The 20,430-nt window shown below is 60.5% G+C and carries 17 protein-coding genes; 6 read left to right on the top strand and 11 right to left on the bottom strand.

All coding sequences use genetic code 11. From position 1 onward, the window contains the following. Positions 1-4: 4 nt before the first annotated feature. From V9L13_RS25625 to yaaA, 8 genes are all read right to left on the bottom strand, one after another. A complete protein-coding gene (locus V9L13_RS25625; RefSeq protein ID WP_003221844.1) occupies positions 5-1,456 on the bottom strand; it encodes an alginate O-acetyltransferase in 1,452 nt (483 codons plus the stop codon). 10 nt (positions 1,457-1,466) lie between these two features. Continuing rightward, positions 1,467-3,038, bottom strand: coding sequence for a mannuronan 5-epimerase AlgG (algG, locus tag V9L13_RS25630; RefSeq protein ID WP_338800864.1), 1,572 nt, complete (start codon positions 3,036-3,038; stop codon positions 1,467-1,469). A gap of 26 nt (positions 3,039-3,064) precedes the next feature. After that, on the bottom strand, positions 3,065-4,546 hold the full coding sequence (locus tag V9L13_RS25635) for an alginate export family protein (protein WP_338800865.1): 1,482 nt from the start codon (positions 4,544-4,546) through the stop codon (positions 3,065-3,067). Continuing rightward, positions 4,543-6,048: an alginate biosynthesis TPR repeat lipoprotein AlgK gene (gene algK / locus V9L13_RS25640; protein ID WP_338800866.1), complete on the bottom strand. Its 1,506-nt coding sequence runs from the start codon at positions 6,046-6,048 to the stop codon at positions 4,543-4,545. Before algK ends, V9L13_RS25635 begins: the two co-directional genes overlap by 4 nt. A 15-nt stretch (positions 6,049-6,063) precedes the next feature. Continuing rightward, complete coding sequence (locus tag V9L13_RS25645) at positions 6,064-7,233, bottom strand: alginate biosynthesis protein Alg44 (RefSeq protein ID WP_003221862.1); 1,170 nt, start codon at positions 7,231-7,233, stop codon at positions 6,064-6,066. 36 nt (positions 7,234-7,269) lie between these two features. Further along, a complete protein-coding gene (gene alg8 / locus V9L13_RS25650; RefSeq protein WP_177434733.1) occupies positions 7,270-8,754 on the bottom strand; it encodes a mannuronan synthase in 1,485 nt (494 codons plus the stop codon). 103 nt (positions 8,755-8,857) lie between these two features. Beyond that, positions 8,858-10,174, bottom strand: a complete 1,317-nt coding sequence (locus tag V9L13_RS25655) for a UDP-glucose/GDP-mannose dehydrogenase family protein (RefSeq protein WP_003221866.1) — start codon at positions 10,172-10,174, stop codon at positions 8,858-8,860. Positions 10,175-10,985: 811 nt separating this feature from the next. Next, a complete protein-coding gene (yaaA, locus tag V9L13_RS25660) occupies positions 10,986-11,765 on the bottom strand; it encodes a peroxide stress protein YaaA (protein ID WP_338800867.1) in 780 nt (259 codons plus the stop codon). Positions 11,766-12,030: 265 nt separating this feature from the next. On the opposite strand from yaaA, the gene V9L13_RS25665 reads away from it, so the two are divergent. The 6 genes from V9L13_RS25665 to V9L13_RS25690 all read left to right on the top strand — a co-directional run bounded on the left by V9L13_RS25665 (position 12,031) and on the right by V9L13_RS25690 (position 17,340). Beyond that, on the top strand, positions 12,031-13,155 hold the full coding sequence (locus tag V9L13_RS25665) for a polysaccharide deacetylase family protein (protein ID WP_103521387.1): 1,125 nt from the start codon (positions 12,031-12,033) through the stop codon (positions 13,153-13,155). 337 nt (positions 13,156-13,492) lie between these two features. Continuing rightward, on the top strand, positions 13,493-14,887 hold the full coding sequence (locus tag V9L13_RS25670) for a PhoH family protein (RefSeq protein WP_003221872.1): 1,395 nt from the start codon (positions 13,493-13,495) through the stop codon (positions 14,885-14,887). Positions 14,888-15,124: 237 nt separating this feature from the next. Then, a complete protein-coding gene (gene moaC, locus V9L13_RS25675) occupies positions 15,125-15,598 on the top strand; it encodes a cyclic pyranopterin monophosphate synthase MoaC (protein ID WP_095138249.1) in 474 nt (157 codons plus the stop codon). Beyond that, positions 15,595-15,837, top strand: coding sequence for a molybdopterin converting factor subunit 1 (gene moaD / locus V9L13_RS25680; RefSeq protein WP_338800868.1), 243 nt, complete (start codon positions 15,595-15,597; stop codon positions 15,835-15,837). The genes moaC and moaD overlap by 4 nt, the downstream gene beginning before the upstream one ends. A 3-nt stretch (positions 15,838-15,840) precedes the next feature. Next, positions 15,841-16,293, top strand: coding sequence for a molybdopterin synthase catalytic subunit MoaE (gene moaE, locus V9L13_RS25685; protein WP_103484926.1), 453 nt, complete (start codon positions 15,841-15,843; stop codon positions 16,291-16,293). 270 nt (positions 16,294-16,563) lie between these two features. Beyond that, the gene (locus V9L13_RS25690) at positions 16,564-17,340 is read left to right on the top strand and encodes an ABC transporter substrate-binding protein (RefSeq protein WP_338800869.1); all 777 of its coding nucleotides are present in this window, start codon (positions 16,564-16,566) and stop codon (positions 17,338-17,340) included. Between the two features lie 109 nt (positions 17,341-17,449). Here the strand turns inward: V9L13_RS25690 and V9L13_RS25695 are convergent, their stop codons facing one another. From V9L13_RS25695 to V9L13_RS25705, 3 genes are all read right to left on the bottom strand, one after another. Further along, positions 17,450-18,076, bottom strand: a complete 627-nt coding sequence (locus V9L13_RS25695; RefSeq protein ID WP_003221883.1) for a transcriptional regulator — start codon at positions 18,074-18,076, stop codon at positions 17,450-17,452. Between the two features lie 93 nt (positions 18,077-18,169). Next, positions 18,170-19,297, bottom strand: a complete 1,128-nt coding sequence (locus V9L13_RS25700; RefSeq protein ID WP_003221885.1) for an FAD-binding oxidoreductase — start codon at positions 19,295-19,297, stop codon at positions 18,170-18,172. 149 nt (positions 19,298-19,446) lie between these two features. Next, on the bottom strand, positions 19,447-20,391 hold the full coding sequence (locus V9L13_RS25705) for an ornithine cyclodeaminase family protein (protein ID WP_338800870.1): 945 nt from the start codon (positions 20,389-20,391) through the stop codon (positions 19,447-19,449). Between the last annotated feature and the right edge of the window lie 39 nt (positions 20,392-20,430).

Here is a 20,430-nt window from a genome sequence, read left to right on the forward strand (position 1 = left end):
GACCTCATTGCCCGACCTGAGCGGTTTGTGGCCCAGCGCCCGGGAATACGTTGCGTTTGCAGATTTTCGCTTCGACTTTTTGCGGCGCGGTACCCGCTTCCGGGCCCTGAACTTCGACTGCCAGCAGATTTTGCGAGGCCCAGTCTTCGTCCGTGCGCAGCTCAAAGGCGAAACGACCGTCGGTGTCGGAGGTTTCCGGTTTCTCGATCTTGATGTCCTCGTGGCGACCGTTCATGTACCAGAGGGTGGCTTGCAGGGTTTTCACCGAGGTGTCGGCGAAGCGGATGTCGACCTGATGACTGCTGTTCTGCAGGTTCAGGTTCTTGCTGTTGACCAGCAGTTCCTGTTTGCCGCCGGGCTTGAGCGTGGTGCTGGCGGACATTTGCGTGTCTTTGCCTTCGCAGCCGTTATCGAGCAGCGACATCATCTGGCGGTAGATGGTCTCCTGGTCGAGGCGGTACAGCGGCGAGAATTCCCAGATCAGAATCTTCGGCGGCGTCTTCTGGAATTCGTCGCTACCGAGGTACTGCAGCATCGAACCTTCGAGACCGCCGCCGGGGAAGGCGACGTTGAGAATGTCGGCGCCAATGGCCTCTTCGAGGAAGCCGGCGAAGTTGTAGTTCTTGCCGCTGTGTGAGGTCCCGACCAAGGTAATTTGCGGGTTGCCGGAATCACCGAACAGGTCGCCGTCACCGGCCTCGCCTTTCGGCTCGGTGGTGAACTGGTCCATGTACTGGATCGCGTAACTGGTGCCGCACAGTTGCCCGGCCATGTTGTGCAGGGTGCCGGTCTTGCCCATGCGCCCGGTACGCTTGGTCTCGAATTCACGCTTGGGAATGTCGGCGAAGGCCGGGATCTGCTTGACCTTCTCGGCGACGATTTTCGCTGTGCGCTGAGCGCCGTATGGCGTCCAGTGCTGGTCGCCGCGGAAGTAGAAATCGTGGGCGGGCAGGGTGTCCGGCAGCGATTCGTTGGTCAGCGGCGACAGGTCCGGCACCACGTAACCCATCTGCGCGAAACGCCCGAGCATGGTCTTGTAGTTGCCCAGCGCTTTCTCGTAATCGAACGCGGCTTTTTCCTGCGGGTTGAGCTTGTTGCGGTTCACCAGGCCACGGGTCGGCTGATAGACGATCACCAGTTCGACGCCTTTGGCCTTGAACGCGTCGTGCAGCTGTTGCAGGCGCTTGTAGCCGGCCGGGGTGGTGTTGAACTCGGTGCGCAAATCTTCCTGCGTACGGAACAACCAGTCGCCCTGCGCCTGCACCAGCGTGGTGAAGTTCTGCTGATAACGCGTGGTGTAGTTCTTCGCGTCATGCGCGGCCGGGCACAGGTTGCAGCACGGTTCGGCGGTGAACTTCGGTGCTGCGGTCTCGTCTGCACGAGCCGCATTGCTGGCCGCCAGAATGCCCACGGTCAGGGCCGACAGGCTGAGTAATTTGATCAAGTGTGGGTGCATAAAATTATCCTCAGTCCCGCATTTCGGTCTGGCGTTCGACAGGGTCGATCAGCACGGCTTTCTGCTGGCGCACCAGCAGGTCGAGAATTTCATCCTGGCGCTCGCCGAGGATGCCGTTGAAGCTGATGCCGCTGGATTTGGTCGGCGCCAGCATCGATACGCGATACAGCTCGACGCTCAATGGCGAGTCGATGGCCATCGGGCCGCTGCCGTTGGCCGCCAGTTCACCGCCGACCACGATCAGCGAGACTTGCGCGTCGAACGGGTCGAGCTTGATGTCACGGTCGGTGTCGGTCAGGTCCTTGATGTGGCCGTAGACGCCGGTCAGACCGTTGGCCATGGCGACGTTTTCGTAGAGGCGGATGTTCACGCTGTTACGAATGCGGATGCCGTGACGCTTGTTGCTGATGACCTTGTTGCCCCACAGCAGGTTGTCGGCGGACTCGTAGAGGGTGATGCCGTCCGTGTGGTTCTTGTAGATCTCGTTGTAGGCGATGATGTTGTTGACGCTGTTACGGTCGATCACCAGGCCCGAGAGGTGGTTGTCGTAGCTCTTGTTGTTGAAGATGAAGCTGTCGTTCACTTCACGGGAAATGATGATGCCGTGCTTCTTCTTCGTGCCGTGGACGGTGTTCTCGGCAATGATCAGACCGTGGGAACGGTCGTGCGGGTCGATGCCGTAGACGATGTTGTCCTTGTAGGTGTTGCCCTTGACCACGAAGTCGCGGGTCTCGTAGCAGTAGAAGCCGTACCACATGTCGGAGAACTCGGAGCCGACGATCCAGCCGGTCGGCTCGGGACGCTTGAGCACCTTGGCCATGTTCGGCGTGTACTGGGAAATACTCACCCCGTACGACTTACTGTTGGCGTAGCCGAAACTGGCCATCTTGCTGTTGACGATGTAGGTCTCGGTGCCGCCCCAGGCCAGCAGGAACGGACGGAATTCCTTCGGCGAACGGAAGGTCGCCGGGCCGTTGTCCTTCTCGCGCCAGCCGGTGACTTTGGTGTCACGCACGAACAACTGACCGTCGTTGACCAGGAACGAACCGGCCTCTTGCGACAGGCGCAGTTCCTGGGTCTGGCCATCGATTTCAAGGATGCCTTTGCGGCCGACCACGATCGGCAGCTTCGCCAGGTACACGCCCGGCGCGGTCTCGCTGAAGTACTGCTTGGGCAGCTTCTGCGCCAGATCCTTGAGGTTCAGGTAGCCGTCGTCAACGAAGATCGCCTGCGGGATGCCGTGCTGACGCACCACCCACTCGGCCATCTTGTTGTCGCCGCCGATGAAGTCCTTCAGGGCGTCTTCCTGCATCATCCGGCGCACGCTGATCTTGCCCGGTTTGCTCCGATTGATCTTCGCGGCAGCCGCCTCGGCGGTGAAGCCGGACAGGTCGGGCAGTGTCGGCTTGGCCAGTTCCAGCGCCTCGGTCGGCGCGCTGCTGACGGTGTAGGTCTTGGCTTGTTGCAGCTCTTTGGCGGTGGTCACAGGCTTGGCCGGTTCCACCGTGGCGAACGCGCCAGCGGAGGCCAGCAGCATGGCGCCGGCCAACAGGCTGAGCGAGCCTTTCCTTGCATGGTGCATGTCGGGCACTCCCTTGGCGGTTTGCATCAGAAGCGCCAGATCACGTCGATGAACGCGCGGTGCATGTACGAATCGACCTGGCTGCCATAGGCATCACCGGGCTTGAACACGCCGCCACGGAAACGCACCAGCGCCGAAGGCTCGTCGATCGACTGGCTCAACGCCGCCGGCAACAGGCCCTGCTTGAAGTATTTGGTCACCACCAGGTCCATTTCCTGACCCAGGTCCTTGTTGCCATCCTGCAGCGGCAGCGAGGTACTGGAGAGGATCGCGCCGGTGACGTCGTCGGTGTTGTTTTCCACGGCGTTGATGCCGTTGCTGCCCACCGGCTTGTTGCCGTCCACGCGCCAGAACTTGTGGTAGATCAGGCTGGCGTCGTACTGGTCGTTGAGCATCCACGAACCGAACAGGGTCGCGGTCTGCATGTTGTTCATTTCGCCACGGAACGCTTCGCCGAAACGGTGCACCCGCGAGCGGGTACCGGTGTAGTTGGAGCGGTTGCTTTCCAGACCGTTCTGTTGGTAATCGGCGCTGGCGCGGGCGTAGGCCGCACCGACCTGCCACTGCGGATCGAGGCGCAGACGCACGCCAAGGTCGGTGGCCCAGCCGTTGATGTCATCACTGCGCTTGGCTTGCGCCGGACGGCTGCCATCGGCGTTCAGCGGGTTGACCGAATCGAGGTCGCCGCTCATGCCGGTGATGCTGCCCCAGTAGTTGACGGTGTTGGTGTTGCGCCAGTTGTAGGCGTCGCTGTCGGCGGTCAGGCCGAGCCAGCTGATGTCGCCGTTCTGGGTTTTGTCGAGGGTGTCGCGGGGTACGCCCGGTTCGGCGTAATCGAGCTTGCCGTCATCGTGGGTGTGGTGGCCGCGAATGCCGACCCAGTTGCCCGGGGTCCACTGGTAGGCGGCATCGGCGTAGGCGTGCAGGCGATCCTTGTCTTTTGGCGCCAGCTCTTTGAGGTCGGTGCGGTATTCGCTGAAGCGTTCGGCGACACCGACGTTGGCGCGCAACAGGGTGGTGTCGAAGGTCCAGTTCACCGCTTCGATGTTGGTGTCACGCCATTGGCCGTCGTCATTGCGCAGGCGCTGGCGACCGAGCTTGAGCATCTCGCCGGGGTACGGCGTCAGTCCGCTGTAGCCGACCCAGAATTCGCGCATCGCCAGGTAGTTCTTCTTGGTCTTGCGATCACTGTTGTCGGTGGTTTCGGCACCGTCGGCTTGCTGCAGGGTGTCGGTTTCGATGATGTCGGTCGAGGTCACGGCCTGACCCATGGCGTAGGCGCTCCACGCGCCGCTTTCGCCGTAGATCCATGGACGCAGGTCCAGGCCCACACCGTTGACGTCGCCACCGGGTGCGGTGCCGAGGTCGCGGTCGTCTTCGGACTGACCGGTGATTTTCACTTCCAGGCCGAAGTTCTTGGTTTCAGTGATCGCCGCCAGTGTCGGGCAAGACCAGATCAGCGCGAACGTGAGGCCAATGCCGGCCTTCACAAAGGGATTCAACTTCATAGGGCTTCCTCGCCGTCTTCTTCTTGCAGGGCGTGCAGTTGCAGCGTGTTCTGGTTCAGGGCACCACGGCTGGCCTGTTCCTGTTGCAGCAGGCGCTGGGCTTCGGCCAGACGCTCGGGCGGCAATTGCGCTGCGAGGGTGGTCGCCAGTTCATCGGCTTGCGGGGTGTTCTGCGCCTTGGCCAATTGGCTGAAGACATAGGCGTTGAGCGGGTCGGGTTTGGTGCCTTTGCCTTGGGAAAACAGTTGGGCGATGGCGAAATCGGCGCTGTTCTGGCCGTTGCGCGCCGCGGTCAGCAGGTGGTCGAGAGCCTTCTGCGGATAGACCTTGCCCAGGTAACCACGGCGATAGATCTGGCCGAGGTAGTAGTCGGCGGCGACTTCGCGGCCGACGGCTTTCTGGAAGTGTTCTTCGGCGACTTTCGCGTCGGCCGGCACCAGTTTGCCTTCATAGTAGAGCTTGCCAAGCAACAGTTCGGCGCGCGGCTGATCGGCGGCGCGGCCGTTGTCGAGGTACTGCATCATCTGATCGACATCGCCCAGTTCCGGGAAGTCGTAGAGCAGCTGCGCGAGGGTCACCCACGATGCCGGGTAGCCTGGTGCGATTGGCTCAAGCAGCGACTGCGCGGTCTTCTCGTCGGTCTTGCCGAGGGTCGAATCCGCCAGCACGCGGGCCACCGAATCGACGCGCTGCGCGCTGACGCTGCCACGGCGGTAACCGGCCTGCATCTGTTTGATCAGCTCAGCCTGTTGCTCCGGTTGGGCACGTTTCTGATAAACCGTGGCCAGTTCGACGTAGCAGATGTCGGTGGTGTTGAGCGCGGCTTTGCAGATCTTTTCTACGTCATCCAGGTGCTGGTCGTAAGTGCCCTGGGTGCGATACAGCAGCACCTGCGCCAGACCCGCTTCCGGGTAACCGGATTTGCGCCACTGATCGATCTGCTGCTGCGCGTTGATATTTGGGAAGCTGTGCGGGTATTGCAGGTAGAGCATCGCCAGCGGGATCAACGTATTGCCTTCGCCATTGGCACCTGCTTTTTTCAGCAGGCTTTCGGCTTCGTGGTGCTCGGCTTCGGTGGAGCCCGGTTTGGCCACCAGCAGGCGACCGAGACGGGCCTGGGCCCGTGGCGACACGTCGGCGGCGGCACGATAGGTCGCCTCGGCCTGCTTGATCTGCTCGGGGTCGCGGCTGTCGACCTGGATATCGGCGAGGCCGACTTGCGCCTCGCTGTAACCCAGATCTGCCAGTGCGCGGTAGTTCTGCGCGGCAGTGGCGGTGTCGCCACGCTTGAGCGCTTCGTTGGCCAGACGCTGGTCGGGCAGGCCGGCGCAACCGGCCAGACTGACGGCCAATGCAACTGCGCACAGTGGCCCCATGTGGGAGCGGGCTTGCTCGCGAAGGCGGTGTGTCAGCCCACACTGATTTTGAATGTTGAACCGCATTCGCGAGCAAGCCCGCTCCCACATGGGCTGCGGCGTTTTCAAAAGAGTAGGAATCGTCACAGGCATGTCCTCGACTTAAAGACCGGCAGCCATGGCTTTGTCGATCAGCCAGTTCAGGTTCGGGCCACGGTCGCTGTTCACTTCCACCGGGCGGCCGGCGAAGCTGCTGTCCAGCGGTTCGTCCGGCTGGATCTGCACGCGGATGTCGGAGGACAGGTCGGCGCTTTTCAGGCTGGTGCTGCTGACGATCTTGCCGGTGCGGGTCTGGTCTTCGCCGGCGATCTGGAAGCTCACAGGCGTACCCGGGCGCACGTCGCCGAACTGGCGATAGGAGAAGCGTGCATCGACGGTGGCCTGGGTGTTGCGCGGCACCAGGGTGAAGATCACATCGCCCTTGCTCGCGTACTGACCGTCCGCCACCAGTTGCTGGGCCACGGTGCAATCGCACGGCGAAGTCAGGGTGCCGGTCATCTGCTTGCCGAACAGTTCTTCAACTTTGGCCGGTTGCAACTGGTCTTCGTCCAGATGGCCCTTGAGCACGTCGAGCATGCTGGTGCTGAAGGTCGCCAGCGGGGCGCCTTTGGCGGCGACGCCGTCGGACTTGACCAGGCTCTGCACGGTGCCGTCACGCGGCATGGTGATGTTCATTCCCGGCACGCTGACCAGACCTGCTTGCGCGTGGCTGACGAAGTACATGCCGTACACCGACTTGAAGACGAAACCGAACGCCACCAGGCCGATGGCGAAGATGCCGGCGCTGAAGGTCACGGCTTTCAGACGCCCGAACGGGGTCATGCCGCTGCCGCCGTCCTTGACCTTGCGCGCCTTGGTGAAGTTGTCGCGCTGCAGGGTCGCCAGCACTTCACCCATGCTGACGATGTCGCCGGCCAGGTGCGAAGTGATCAGGTGGCGCAGAGTGGAAATGTCCTGCGGCTCAAGGTTCTGGAACTGGCAACCGGCGCGACCGGTCTGGCGGTCGTAGGAGCGGATCTGCAGCTCGACGTCCATGGCCAGGCCGAGGTTGTCGATGACGAATTGCAGGCGTGCCTTATGCACCTCACCGACGGTCAGCGGCATCTGCCCGGCGTTGAACGCCAGGCCACCGGCGGACAGGTCGAGGACCCGCGCTTCGAGCGGCGTCCGGTCGTGGCCGAAAAAGCGCAGTTTGGCCGGGATTTTTACGCGGGCGTGCTGACGCTGGGCTTCGGATTCATGCACTACGTTGGCGTTGACGGCGGTATTCATAGGGGCGATTTCCTTGTTAATTCAATAAGGGGGCGGTCAGACCATCATCAGCAGCACGGCGACGAAAATGCTGCCGGCGGAGAAGGTCATGGTCCGAGACGACCAGGTGTTGAACCAACGTTGAAAGCTGGCGAGATCACGGGTCAGGGAAGTGGGTTGGCGCGTCCAGGATTGCTGGTCGAGGCGGAAGAACACGTAGATCTTCACCAGCGCACCGACGATCTGGTTGTAATAGAGAATCGCCGGGTAAGCCGGGCCGATCCGGTGACCGGAGCACGACAGCAACAGAGTCAGAATCAGCCGGGTGATGCCGATCCACAGCAGGTAGGCGAGGATGAATGCGCCGCCGTACTTGAAGCTGGCAATGATCGCCACGGTCAGGCCCAGCAACGACGTCCACATCGATACGCGCTGATCGAACAGCACCACCGAGGTGAAGGCGCCGAGGCGTTTTACACCCAGGCCCAGTGCTCGCGAGTTCTGGCGCAGGTTGTTGCCGTACCAGCGGAACATCAGTTTGCGGCTGGCCTTGATGAAGCTCTTTTCCGGCGGGTGCTCAACGGTGTTGATCGCGGCGTCCGGCACGTAAAAGGTGTCGTAACCCAGGCGCATCAGGCTGAACCAGCTCGACTTGTCGTCGCCGGTGAGAAATTTGAAACGGCCCAGGCGCCAGTGTTGCAGCGAGTCGCTTTCGACGTCGGCGATGAACTCCGGATCGGTGACCACGGTGGCGCGGAACACCGACATGCGCCCGGTCATGGTCAGTACGCGCTTGGACAGGGCCATCGAGCACATGTTGATGTGACGCTGGGCGAAACGCAGCTTGTGCCATTCGCTCATGATGTAGCCGCCACGTACTTCGCAGAATTCGTTGGTGGTCAGGCCACCGACGTTGCCGAACAGCTGGAACCACGGCACGGTCTTGCGCACGGTGCCTTCGCCGAGCACGGTGTCGCCGTCGATCACCGCCACGACGGCGCGGTCGTCTGGCAGGTGACGGGAGATCGCGCGGAAACCGTAGGCCAGGCCATCACGTTTGCCGGTGCCGGGGATACGCACGAAGTCGAGCTTCACGCGCTCTGGCGGATTCATCCGCGCCCACAGCGCTTTCACCAGCAGCTCATCGGACATTTCGACGATCGAGCAGACCACGGTGGTCGGCAGTTCGCAGTCGATGGCTTCGCGGATCACCGAGCTGTAGACCTGCGCGGTGGTCAGCGCGTCGATACGGAAACTGGTGACCATCAGAAACACATGCGACGGGTCCGCCGCTTTACCCAGCTTGCGCACTTTGCGGCGCAGGTGCGGGTAAACGATGTAGAGAAAAATCATGCCGCGCACAAAATGCGTTGCACCCATCGAGTAGCGCCAGATACCCACGGCGCCAATCAGGAAAATGAAGTCCTTCGACTCGGAGTCGAATGTGGACGTGGGCAGCATCAAGGCCAGGCCCAACAACAAACTGAGGTAAAACAGCCAACCGGCGGCCTGAAGTAGGCCGTGCTTTAGCCTGTGCATAATCTGCATCCGTCTCTATCTCGGGCGAGCCTGTCGGGTGGCCCGATGGGGTTAAGGCAGGCGAAGAACCGGCCGGAGGTTCAAATCCCCCGGCCGGAAGGCTGACTTACCAGCAGATACCTTCGGTGCGAGTACCGGCGTTGGTGGCTTTGGCCATGAAGCCGACCAGGTCGATGACCTGTTTGCCTTGCGGCGCTTCCTGAGCCAGTGCGCGGAATTTCTCGTCGCGGTTGCCGAGGATGATCACGTCGGAGTTGTCGATCACCGAATCGAAGTCCGAGTTGAGCAGGGACGACACGTGCGGGATCTTCGACTCGATGTAGTCCTTGTTCGCGCCGTGAACACGGGCGTACTCGACGTTGCTGTCGTAGATGCTCAGGTCGTAGCCCTTGCCGATCAGCATCTCGGCCAGTTCCACCAGCGGACTTTCGCGCAGGTCGTCGGTACCGGCCTTGAAGCTCAGGCCGAGCAGGGCGACTTTGCGTTTGTCGTGGCTTTCAACGATGTCGAAGGCGTTCTGCACTTGCGATTCGTTGCTGCGCATCAGCGAGTTGAGCAGCGGCGCTTCGACGTCCAGCGAACCGGCACGGTAGGTCAGGGCGCGCACGTCTTTGGGCAGGCACGAGCCGCCGAAGGCGAAGCCCGGGCGCATGTAGTACTGGGACAGGTTGAGGGTCTTGTCCTGGCAGACCACGTCCATCACTTCACGACCATCGACGCCAACCGCTTTGGCGATGTTGCCGATCTCGTTGGCGAAGGTGACCTTGGTCGCGTGCCAGACGTTGCAGGTGTACTTGATCATTTCGGCGACAGCGATGTCCTTGCGGATGATCGGCGCGTCGAGTTCTTCGTACAGCGATTGCAGAACGTCGCCCGAGGCTTTGTCGAACTCGCCGATGACGGTCATCGGTGGCAGGTCGTAGTCCTTGATCGCGGTGGATTCACGCAGGAACTCCGGGTTGACCGCCACGCCGAAGTCGACGCCGGCCTTTTTGCCCGAGCAGTCTTCGAGGATCGGGATCACCACGTTGGCGACGGTGCCCGGCAGCACGGTGCTGCGCACCACGATGGTGTGGCGGGTGGTTTTTTCCCGCAGCACGAAACCGATCTCGCGGCATACCGCTTCGATGTAGTTCAGTTCCAGGTCGCCGTTCTTCTTGCTCGGCGTACCGACGCAGATCATCGACAGGTCGGTGTCACGAATCGCCTCGGCGAAGTTGGTCGTACCGCGCAGACGACCGGTCTCGATACCTTGCGCCAGCAGTTCGCCCAGACCCGGTTCAACAATCGGCGATTTGCCGGCGTTGATCATGTCGATCTTGTCTTTGGCAACATCGACGCCAACCACGTCGTGGCCCCGTGCAGACAGGCAACCGGCACACACTGCGCCAACGTAACCCAAACCAAATATGCTGATGCGCATCGCAATTACCTCTGTGTTTTATCAAGCCATTAGATGGCCGGAGTTAATGGTGTTCAGCGGTCATAGTGCACTCGAAAGTGCGGCATACAGGCGCCACAATGCCGTGTGCAGGCATACTAAGTTCCGAGTGTCTAAATAAGTGCACTCAAGATGTGCGCAACTAGGCCTTAGTTGTTATGACTTGCCCTGTTATGCAGCTGATCTTCTTTTCGGAAGATGCTTGTGCATGTGTCTAGTCCACCTGATGTCGGGCGTAAGGCCCGTAGATCAAGCGGTTGGGTGCTCAGGCGAGCACGTTTACAGGGGCGCAGCCTTGGCCGTGTAGAGGATGTTTATGGTGCGTTTCACCTATCCATCGTTAGTTGATCAGATGAGTGAACCATCTAGGCAAGTTGCTGTGACAACTTGGTTACATGGTTCTCCGCTCTGCGTAAGTTATCTCGTACAAACTCGGTGAGAATCGTTACCGGTGGTATGAGCTATGCATTTGGACATAGTTCCTACCCACTCATCGCGAAATCTGAAATTTTTTGAAATATTGCCAAAGATGGCACTGGTCTCAATTTGATAGCACTTTCGATTTGGGCCTTTGTTAATCGGTGCGTAATCGAGCTAGATAGTTTTGTGCCACTACCGTAAAAAAATTTACGTGCCACTACTGAAAAAAAGAGCGGCTGTCGAGTGAAACTAAAATTAGAATTGGAGGGAACGATTTTATGGCGCCAATAAAACGGCGAAATGTGGCGAGGGATTTTTGACGTCGTGCGAGCTGCACGACTCTTTATAGAAAGAGTCGTGCAATGGGCATGCTTTATTCCCGAGCGTGGTCGCGCAGAAACACCAGATTGTCCGGTTTCGACTGCTCGGCGCTGTAGCGATAACCCTGCACATCGAACTGTTTCAGGGCGGCCGGATCGTTGATCTGTTCCTGAATCACGAAACGGCTCATCAGGCCACGGGCCTTTTTCGCGTAGAAGCTGATGATCTTGTACTGGCCGTTCTTCAGATCCTTGAACTCGGTATTGATGATCCGCGTGTTCAGGGCACTGCGCTTGACTGCCGAGAAGTACTCGTTGGACGCCAGGTTCAGCAGCACGTTGTCGCCTTGTTCGGCCAGCGCTTCGTTGAGCCATTCGCTGATGCGCGTGCCCCAGAACGCGTACAGATCCTTGCCACGGGCGTTGGCCAGTTTGGTGCCCATTTCCAGACGATACGGTTGCATCAAATCCAGCGGACGCAACAGGCCATAGAGGCCGGAGAGCATGCGCAGATGCTTTTGCGCATAGTCGAACTGGGCTTCGCTGAACGATTGCGCATCGAGGCCGGTGTACACGTCACCCTTGAACGCGAGCAGGGCCTGCTTGGCGTTTTCCGGGGTGAAGGCGGGCGTCCAGCTGCCGAAACGCGCGGCATTCAGGCCGCCGATCTTGTCGGACACGTGCATCAGTTCGCTGATCTGTGCCGGACTCAGTTCGCGCAGTTGCTGGATCAGCTCCTGGGAGTGGTCGAGGTATTGCGGCTGGGTGAAGCGCTGGGTCGCCGGCGGTGTTTCGTAATCGAGGGTCTTGGCGGGGGAAATCACCATCAGCATGAAGTCGTCTCCTTTAATCGTGGGGGCGATTCTAGGGGGTTGGCCGAGTTGACTCCAGCTATCAAGCCCATAGGTGATCGACGGCTCGCCACATTTCCCTGTGGGAGGGGGCTTGCTCCCGAAGAGGCCGTGTCAGTCGCCATATCTGCTGAATGACACACCGCATTCGGGAGCAAGCCCCCTCCCACAGGGAGTCGGAGTGGCTGAGGGGAATCGCGCGGGATCAGCTATAGTGCCGCGCGGGTTTGGTTATGGAGACACCCCTTTGCGCATTGTTCTTTTATTCACCGCGTGGCTGTTGAGCTTCGGGGCCATGGCGGCACCGGGTGATGTGGCGACGCTGGATCGCAGCACCTGGCCGGAGCAACTGAGCAGCCCGACGCTGTTCGACGTTGCTTCGCGCGCGGAAATCCTCATGTTCGCCCGTGGCCTGCTCGGCACCGAAGCGCTGGACGAGGCCGCGCTGGCCCAGCGTCTGGGGCTGCGTACGGTCAATGTCGACGCGATCAGCAGCCTGCGTCAGCGGCTCTGGGAACGTCTGTTGGCCAACTACAACTTCGCCCAGCAGAGCTGCGATCAGGACGCCTCGTTCTGCTTCCTCGTCGAAGACCTGCCGACCCTGCGCGAGCAGGCCGCCAAGTTTGTGGTCAGCGATGACAGCTATTACACCAAGTGGGCCGAGCCGAGCCGCTTGTTTCATCTGCAGTACCTGGACGAGCTGATGCGCAAGGCCGCGCTGTCGCCGCAGACCAGCAGCGAAGTCGATCACTTCGGCGACTACGAGCGCAACGGCGACGAGATGCACGATCGGCTGTTTCTGCTGAGTTTCGACAGCGCCGCCAATCTGCAGCCGGATAACACCGACTGGATCGCCGACTACCTGCGCAAATCCAACCTCAGCGGCACGTTCTTCCTGTTGGGTAAGGATGTGCAGGCGCGGCTGGCCGATCGCTCGGTGAGCAACCTGCAGTCGGAGTTCTCGAAGCAATGCGTCGGTGTTCAGGGCTGGGAGTTCCGCTCCCACAGCCACTGGCAGGACTGGCAGGACTCGGTGCGCCGCAGCAGCGATCTGGTAAAGAACAAGTTGCCGGAGAATTACGTACCGCTGTTCCGTCCACCGGAAGGTCAGCGCCGCAGTGATGCTGGCAGCTTCTTCCGCAATCAGGGCCTGCAAGTGGCGCTGTGGGACATCGATGCCCAGGACGGTGCAGGCAAGCTCAAGGGCGCGCCGAGCGCGCAGCGGGTGCTGACCCTGATGCTGCTGTGGCGTCACGGGGTGATCAATTTCAACATGAAACAGGATGCGGTTAAGACCGCGTTGCCGTGGCTGATCACGCAAACTGCGCAAAGCGGCATCGGCTTTGAGGACTGTCAGGACGGGTTTCGCTGACAAACGGAAAAAGCCCGGAAACATTGGGCTTGGGGCGATTTTTCTAGAGAATTCGATGCAGGCGGACTTCCGACTTTAGCGGGGTCTGGACAGTCCGCCAAGGGCTTTTCGTCACTCTGCAAAATAAACTTAAAAAAACCGTCAAAGTGCTTTTTTATGTCATGGGTTTTGGAGTATTACGAAGACAGACCGCCGAAACCTGCAACACAGGTGGCGTCTTCCAAGACTCCTTTTGTGTGCAGTTCATCCAGGCCCTCGTGGATGAGTTCGGCAGTCACTTCGAGGCGCAGCACCGCCCAGGTATTGCGTCGAATGGCTCCCACAAAGGTGACCGAGTATGGATGATCACGGACGTAGCCCTTCTTCCAACCAGCCAATCCTTTATGTACTCGATACCAACGTATTGATTCACGATCCAAATGCCCTGCTGAATTTCGAAGAACACCACGTCGCGATCCCGATGACCGTGCTCGAAGAGCTGGACAAGCTCAAGAGCGGTCATCACAGCGTTGCTGCCGAATGCCGCCAGGCGATCCGGCTGATCGACAAGACCCTGGGCGATGCCTCCCCCGAGGACGTCGAGCTGGGTGTGCCGATTCAGCGCGGCAAGGGCGGGCCGAAGGGCTTGCTGTCAATTCTGATGAGCAAACAGGCCGAGTCGAACCTGATTCTGCCGGAGCATCTGAACGACAACAAAATCATCAACCAACTGATCGACCTGCACACCCGTGATCCGAAGAAGGCCGTGGTGCTGGTCACCAAAGACATCAACATGCGCCTCAAGGCGCGCGCCTGCGGGATCGCGGCCGAGGACTACAGCACCGACCAACTGGTCGATGACGTGTCCCTGCTGCCCAACGGCTACCACAACATGACCGGCTCCTTCTGGGACCGCGTGAGCAAGGTCGAAACCCGTCAGGATCACGGCCGCACCTGGCATCAGGTACAGCTGATCGACAACCTGCCGGCGGTGCACATCAACGAGTTCATCATTGACGAACAAGGCTTTGTCGGCTGGATCAAGGAAATCCAGGAAGACAGGCTGCTGATCCTCGACCTGCACCAGGAACCGCTGCTGCATCAGGAAGCCTGGGGCCTCAAGCCACGTGACATCTACCAGAGCCTGGCGCTGTATGCGTTGCTGGATCCGGACATTCACCTGGTCAACCTGTCGGGCGCCGCCGGTTCCGGTAAAACCATCCTGGCGCTGGCCGCGGCCATCGAGCAGACCATGGTCAGCAAGCGCTATCGCCGGATCATCGCAACCCGCAGCGTGCAGGGCCTGGACCAGGAAATCGGCTTCCTGCCGGGCACCGAAGCGGAAAAAATGGAGCCTTGGCTGGGCGCCATCACCGACAACCTCGAAGCCTTGCACATGGATGACGAAAACACCCATGGCAGCGTCGACTACATCCTCAGCAAAGTGCCGTTGCAGTTCAAATCGCTCAACTACATTCGCGGTCGCAGCTTCCAGCAGAGCCTGATCCTGATCGACGAATGTCAGAACCTCACGCCGCACCAGATGAAAACCATCATCACCCGGGCCGGCGCCGGTTCCAAAGTGGTGTGCCTGGGCAACCTGGCACAGATCGACACCCCTTACCTGTCCGCGACCAGCTCCGGGCTGACTTACTTGACCGAACGCTTCAAGGATTTCCCCAACGGTGTGCACATCACCCTGCAAGGGGTGCCACGCTCGATTCTGGCCGAATACGCCGAATCGCATTTGTAACCCTCCACCAGAAAACGGGCGGCCTGACAGCCGCCCGTTTTTTATGGATGAACACATCACCCAATGTGGGAGCGGGCTTGCTCGCGAAAGCGGTGTGTCAGCCACCAAATGTGTGCCTGATACACCGCTTTCGCGAGCAAGCCCGCTCCCACAGGGGATAGTGGTGGATTCATAATCAGTGATGCGGAAAATTGACCCGCAGGTTTACAATCCCGGCTCCTGATCAGGAGTAATCCCGTGCTGACTCATCTCGATTCCCAAGGTCGCGCCAACATGGTCGACGTCACCGAAAAAGCCGTGACGTTCCGTGAGGCGACCGCCCAGGCGCTGGTGCGCATGCTCCCTGAAACCCTGCAGATGATCGTCAGCGGCGGCCATCCCAAGGGCGACGTGTTTGCCGTGGCGCGCATTGCCGGCATTCAGGCAGCGAAGAAAACCAGCGATCTGATCCCGTTGTGCCATCCGCTGATGCTGACCGGGGTCAAGGTCGAACTCAGCGCTGAAGGTGACGACAGCGTGCGCATCGTCGCCCGCTGCAAACTGTCCGGGCAGACCGGCGTCGAGATGGAAGCGCTGACCGCTGCCAGCGTCGCCGCGCTGACCATTTACGACATGTGCAAAGCGGTGGACCGCGGCATGGTCATCGAAAGCGTGCGTCTGCTGGAGAAGGTCGGCGGCAAGAGCGGGCATTTTCAGGCGGAGCAGCCATGAAGCTGACGGTTAAATTCTTTGCCCGTTACCGTGAAGCGCTGGGTGTGGACTCGGTCGCGGTCGAAGGCGATTTCGCCACTGTCGACGATGTGCGTGCGCTGCTCGCGCAACGCGAGGGCGCCGAAGTGTTGAGCGAACAGAACCTGATGTGCGCACGCAACGAAGACCTGTGTCAGCTCGACGAGCCGGTGAGCGACGGTGACGAAGTGGCGTTTTTCCCCACTGTGACCGGAGGCTGAGGCATGGCGATTCGGGTGCAGTCCACGGCGTTCGATCCCGGCGCTGAAGTCAACGCGATGCACGCGGCGAATGTCGGTGTCGGCGCGGTGGTGAGTTTTGTCGGCTATGTGCGCGACTTCAATGACGGGCTGGATGTGGCCGGGATGTTCCTCGAACACTATCCGGGCATGACCGAAAAAGCCCTTGGCAAGATCGCCGTCGAGGCCGAACAGCGTTGGCCGCTGCTGAAGCTCGAAGTGCTACACCGCATCGGCGCGCTGGAGCCGGGCGAGCCGATCGTGTTTGTCGGTGCGGCCAGTGCCCATCGCCAGGCGGCGTTCGACGCCTGTGCCTTTGTCATGGACTACCTGAAAACCCGCGCGCCGTTCTGGAAGAAAGAAACCACCAGCGATGGCCCGCGCTGGGTGGAAGGGCGTGACAGTGATCATGCCGCTGCGGATCGCTGGAAGAAGTAGTTTTTATAGCGCCTTCAAGTCCGTCTTCGCGAGCAAGCCCGCTCCCACAGGAGAACTCATTTCCAATGTGGGAGCGGGCTTGCTCGCGAAGAGGCCATCAGCATCGCCCCAGACTGAATGACACCGCATCGGATAGCGAGGCGGATCAATCTCTGCTGCCTGATTGACGATGTGTACGTTAAAGTCCAGTATGGATTTACAAGTACAAAAAACCGTTTCAGCTTTTTCTTCTGTCTTGCCAAACCAACAACAACCCGCGAGAAAACGAACATGAAGAAACTCCCCCTGATCACCGGTCTGGCCCTGAGCCTGTTGGCGTGCACCAGCTCGTTTGCCGCCGAGAAAACCTTGCGCATCGGTATCGAAGCCGCTTATCCACCGTTCGCCTCGAAGACCGACAAAGGCGAGATCGTCGGTTTCGACTACGACATCGGCAACGCCCTGTGCGCGCAGATGAAGGTCAAGTGTGTGTGGGTCGAGGGTGAGTTCGATGGTCTGATTCCTTCGCTGAAAGTGAAGAAAATCGATATGGCGCTATCGTCGATGACCATCAACGATGACCGCAAGAAGTCGGTGGATTTCACCCACAAGTACTACTTCACTTCCTCGCGACTGGTGATGAAGGACGGCGCCACGGTCGACGATCAGTACGCCAGCCTCAAGGGCAAGACCGTCGGTGTGCAGCGCGCCACCACCACCGACCGTTATGCCACCGAGGTGTTTGAGCCCAAGGGCATCAACGTCAAACGCTACGGCAATAACGAAGAAATCTACATGGACCTGGCGGCCGGGCGGCTCGATGCGATTTTCGCCGACACCATTCCGTTGAATGATTTCCTGTCGATGCCGCGCGGCAAGGGTTATGCGTTTGTCGGGCCGGAGCTGAAGGATCCGAAGTACGTGGGCGAGGGCGCGGGGATCGCGGTGCGCAAGGGCAATACCGAGTTGGTCAGCGAGTTGAACACGGCCATCGACGGGATTCGTGCGAGTGGCGAGTATCAGAAGATTTCCCAGAAGTATTTCAAGTCCGACATCTACGGCGACTGATCTACCGCTTTCGCGAGCAAGCTCGCTCCCACATTAGATTTATGGCATTCACAAATCCCTGTGGGAGCGAGCTTGCTCGCGAAGAGGCCGGAACTACCGATGAAAATCTCTAGCCCTTCAATTCCTTCAAATGCTTGTACACCGTCGCCCGCCCCATGTTCAGCACATTGGCCACATAGTTCGAGGCACTCTTGCCCTTGAACGCGCCCTCGGCGTGCAGGGCCAGCACCAGTTCGCGCTTGTGATCGCGGGTCAGCAGATTCAGGCTCAGTTGCCGCTCGCGCAGCCAGGCGTGGAGGAAGGTGTTGATGCGTTCCTGCCAGTCATCGCGGAACAGTGAATCCGGCTGCGGGATCAGTTTGCTTGGCGACAGGAACAGGTCCAGCGCAGCCTTGGCATTTTCGAACAGCGAAATATTCAGATTGATGCACAGCACCGCCAGCGGCCGCTCGTCGCGGTCGCGCAGCACGGTGCTCAGGCTGCGAATCTTCTGGCCGTCCCAATTGAGCTTTTCGTACGGGCCGATGTTGCGCTCGCTGACCTCCTCGCTGAGCATGTCTTCAAGCGACGAATCGTCACCGATCTCGCGCTTGGACAGGTTGTTGGCGATGTAATCGACCTTCTGCGTGCGCAGGTCGTGCAGCACCACTTCGGCGTGGGGAAAGAACAGCGTGGCGATGGCGTCGGCGATTGCACGGAAGTTATCCAGGGCCGGATCGAATTCGGGGGCGGTCATGATTGTGGAGCTCCAGGCGGCGTCAGCGCCCCCGTGCACGGGGGGCGCTGCGAGTGTGCCGCAATCCGTTGGGCGCGTCATCCGCAGGGGCCTTCAGCGCAGCCGTGAGGGGGAGAGCATGGCGCTGCTCAGGCCGAACTGACGCAGATGCTCCGGCAACGCCTGCCCACGCACCAATGCCGCACTGGCCTGGCCCATGGCCGGTGAAGTCTGGATGCCGTAACCGCCCTGAGCCGCGACCCAGAACAACCCCGGTACCTGAGGATCGAAACCGCTGAGCAGATCGCCGTCGGCGACGAAGCTGCGCAGTCCGGCCCAGGTGCGGGTCGGACGGCGGATGGTCAGGGTCGTGGCTTCTTCGATCTGGTAGATGCCCATGGCGATGTCCAGTTCTTCCGGCTGCACGTCATGCGGTTCGACCGGGTCGGCGTTGGCTGGCGAGCCGAGGAACATCCCGGCGTCGGGCTTCATGTAGAACGATTCGTCGAGGCTGACCAGCATCGGCCAGTGATGAATGTCCACGCCCTCGGGGCCGGCGAAAATGAACGCCGCGCGGCGTTTAGGTTGCAGGCCCAGCGCTTGCGCGCCAGCCAGTGCGCCAATCTTGTCGGCCCACGCGCCGGCGGCGTTGATGATGACTGGAGCGCTGAAGGTCTGGCCGTTGGTTTGCACCTGCCAGAGGCCATCGGCGTCACGTGTCAGGCCCAGCACCTCGCAATCGGTGTGCACTTCGCCGTTGTTGCGGCGGATACCGCGCAGGTAACCCTGATGTACCGCGTCGGTGTCGATGTCGGTGGCGGTCGGATCGTAGATCGCGCCGTGGACTTTTTCCCGACGCAAAATCGGCAGACGGGCGCAGGCTTCGTCGGCGCTGAGCAGTTGCATCTCCGGCACCGTGGCCTTGGCGCTGAGGTACTGGTTGTGCAGCTCGGCGGCATCACCGCTGAAATCCACGGTCATTTCACCGCGCGGCGTGAGCAATGGATGCTCGCAGAAGCCGCTCGGCGGATGGTCGAAAAACTCACGGCTGGCCAGCGTCAATGCTCGCACCTGCGGCGTGCCGTAGGCCGCGGAGTACAACGCGGCAGAGCGCCCGGTGGAGTGGTAGGCCGGATGCGATTCACGTTCGAGCACGATCACTTTGGCGTGGGGCGACAGCCAGAACCCGGTGGAAGCGCCGGCAATCCCGCCGCCGATGATGATGAAATCTGCCTGGCTCATGTAAATCTCCAGTGGCTCGCAATATTGGGAAATAGGCTGATCCCCTGTGGGAGCGGGCTTGCTCGCGAAGGCGGTGTGTCATTCGGCCAATACGTTGCCTGACACGGCCTCTTCGCGAGCAGGCTCACTCCTACAGGGGATTTGTGGTGTTAGTTGGTCAGGTGATAAACCGCATTGGCCAGCGCAATGTCTTCCAGGCCCAGGCCGATTGAACGGAAAAATACGTGACGGTCGTAACCGGGGCGCGGCACTTTCTCGCTGAGCAGGTCGGCGAGGTCGCCGACGATCAAGTCCTTGCTCCAGCCATGTTGTTCACTGGCGATCAACATTTCACCGGCCGACCCCGGCGTGGTCAGACGATAGTCGCAGAACACCTGCATGTCGCCCAGGCTCTGCGGCGGCACCTCATGGGCGCGTGGCGCGTTGGTGCTGATCGAGGTGATCAGCGCCGGTTTGGCCAACGCTGCGGGGTCGATCACTGGGCCGGCGGACGAGGTGCAGAGCATGATCACGTCCGCATCGTCGAGGGCGGTTTCGCGGCTGTCGGCAATCTTCAGCCCCGGGAAAATTTCTTTCAGCAGTGCCTGGGTGTGCGCATCTTCCGACAGGCTCGGCGAATACACGCTGATACTCTGCCAGTCGCGCAGGCCTTTCACGTAATGCAGATGCGCCTGAGCGACCTTGCCGCTGCCGATGATCGCCAGTCGTGTGGCATTCAGCGGGGCGAGGGCATCGACCGCCACCGCCGTGGTCGCGGCGGTACGCGCGGTGGTCAGCTCGCCGGCATCGCACAACAGCAACGGCTGGCCGCTGTGCATCGACATCAGCAGCGTCCACGCCGTCACCAGTGGCCCTTGCTCGCGGACGATGTAGGGCGAGGTCTTGACCCCGTACACGCCGTCCTCGGCCAGCACCCCCAGATAATTGATGAAGTCGCCGGCGCCCTGTGGAAACTCCACCAATTGCTGCGCCGGTTGCACGGCGTGGCCGGCGGCGAGGTCGCGGAACAGTTTGCGCAGGATCTGCGGCACGTCGATGCGCGCCAGCAGCTCGCGGGCCTGGGTGTGGTCAATCACGTAGGGTGTACTGGACATGTCAGGCTCCGCGGTCTGGATATAAACTAATTTGTCCAT

The sequence above is a fragment of the Pseudomonas sp. RSB 5.4 genome (genome assembly GCF_037126175.1).
GTDB classification, from domain to species: domain Bacteria; phylum Pseudomonadota; class Gammaproteobacteria; order Pseudomonadales; family Pseudomonadaceae; genus Aquipseudomonas; species Aquipseudomonas fluorescens_H.

Coding starts and splice junctions, on each gene's coding strand:
- V9L13_RS25625 (WP_003221844.1), bottom strand. CDS start 1,456: ATGCACCCACACTTGATCAAATTACTCAGCCTGTCGGCCCTGACCGTG.
- algG (WP_338800864.1), bottom strand. CDS start 3,038: ATGCACCATGCAAGGAAAGGCTCGCTCAGCCTGTTGGCCGGCGCCATG.
- V9L13_RS25635 (WP_338800865.1), bottom strand. CDS start 4,546: ATGAAGTTGAATCCCTTTGTGAAGGCCGGCATTGGCCTCACGTTCGCG.
- V9L13_RS25645 (WP_003221862.1), bottom strand. CDS start 7,233: ATGAATACCGCCGTCAACGCCAACGTAGTGCATGAATCCGAAGCCCAG.
- V9L13_RS25655 (WP_003221866.1), bottom strand. CDS start 10,174: ATGCGCATCAGCATATTTGGTTTGGGTTACGTTGGCGCAGTGTGTGCC.
- yaaA (WP_338800867.1), bottom strand. CDS start 11,765: ATGCTGATGGTGATTTCCCCCGCCAAGACCCTCGATTACGAAACACCG.
- V9L13_RS25670 (WP_003221872.1), top strand. CDS start 13,493: ATGGATGATCACGGACGTAGCCCTTCTTCCAACCAGCCAATCCTTTAT.
- moaD (WP_338800868.1), top strand. CDS start 15,595: ATGAAGCTGACGGTTAAATTCTTTGCCCGTTACCGTGAAGCGCTGGGT.
- moaE (WP_103484926.1), top strand. CDS start 15,841: ATGGCGATTCGGGTGCAGTCCACGGCGTTCGATCCCGGCGCTGAAGTC.
- V9L13_RS25690 (WP_338800869.1), top strand. CDS start 16,564: ATGAAGAAACTCCCCCTGATCACCGGTCTGGCCCTGAGCCTGTTGGCG.
- V9L13_RS25695 (WP_003221883.1), bottom strand. CDS start 18,076: ATGACCGCCCCCGAATTCGATCCGGCCCTGGATAACTTCCGTGCAATC.
- V9L13_RS25700 (WP_003221885.1), bottom strand. CDS start 19,297: ATGAGCCAGGCAGATTTCATCATCATCGGCGGCGGGATTGCCGGCGCT.
- V9L13_RS25705 (WP_338800870.1), bottom strand. CDS start 20,391: ATGTCCAGTACACCCTACGTGATTGACCACACCCAGGCCCGCGAGCTG.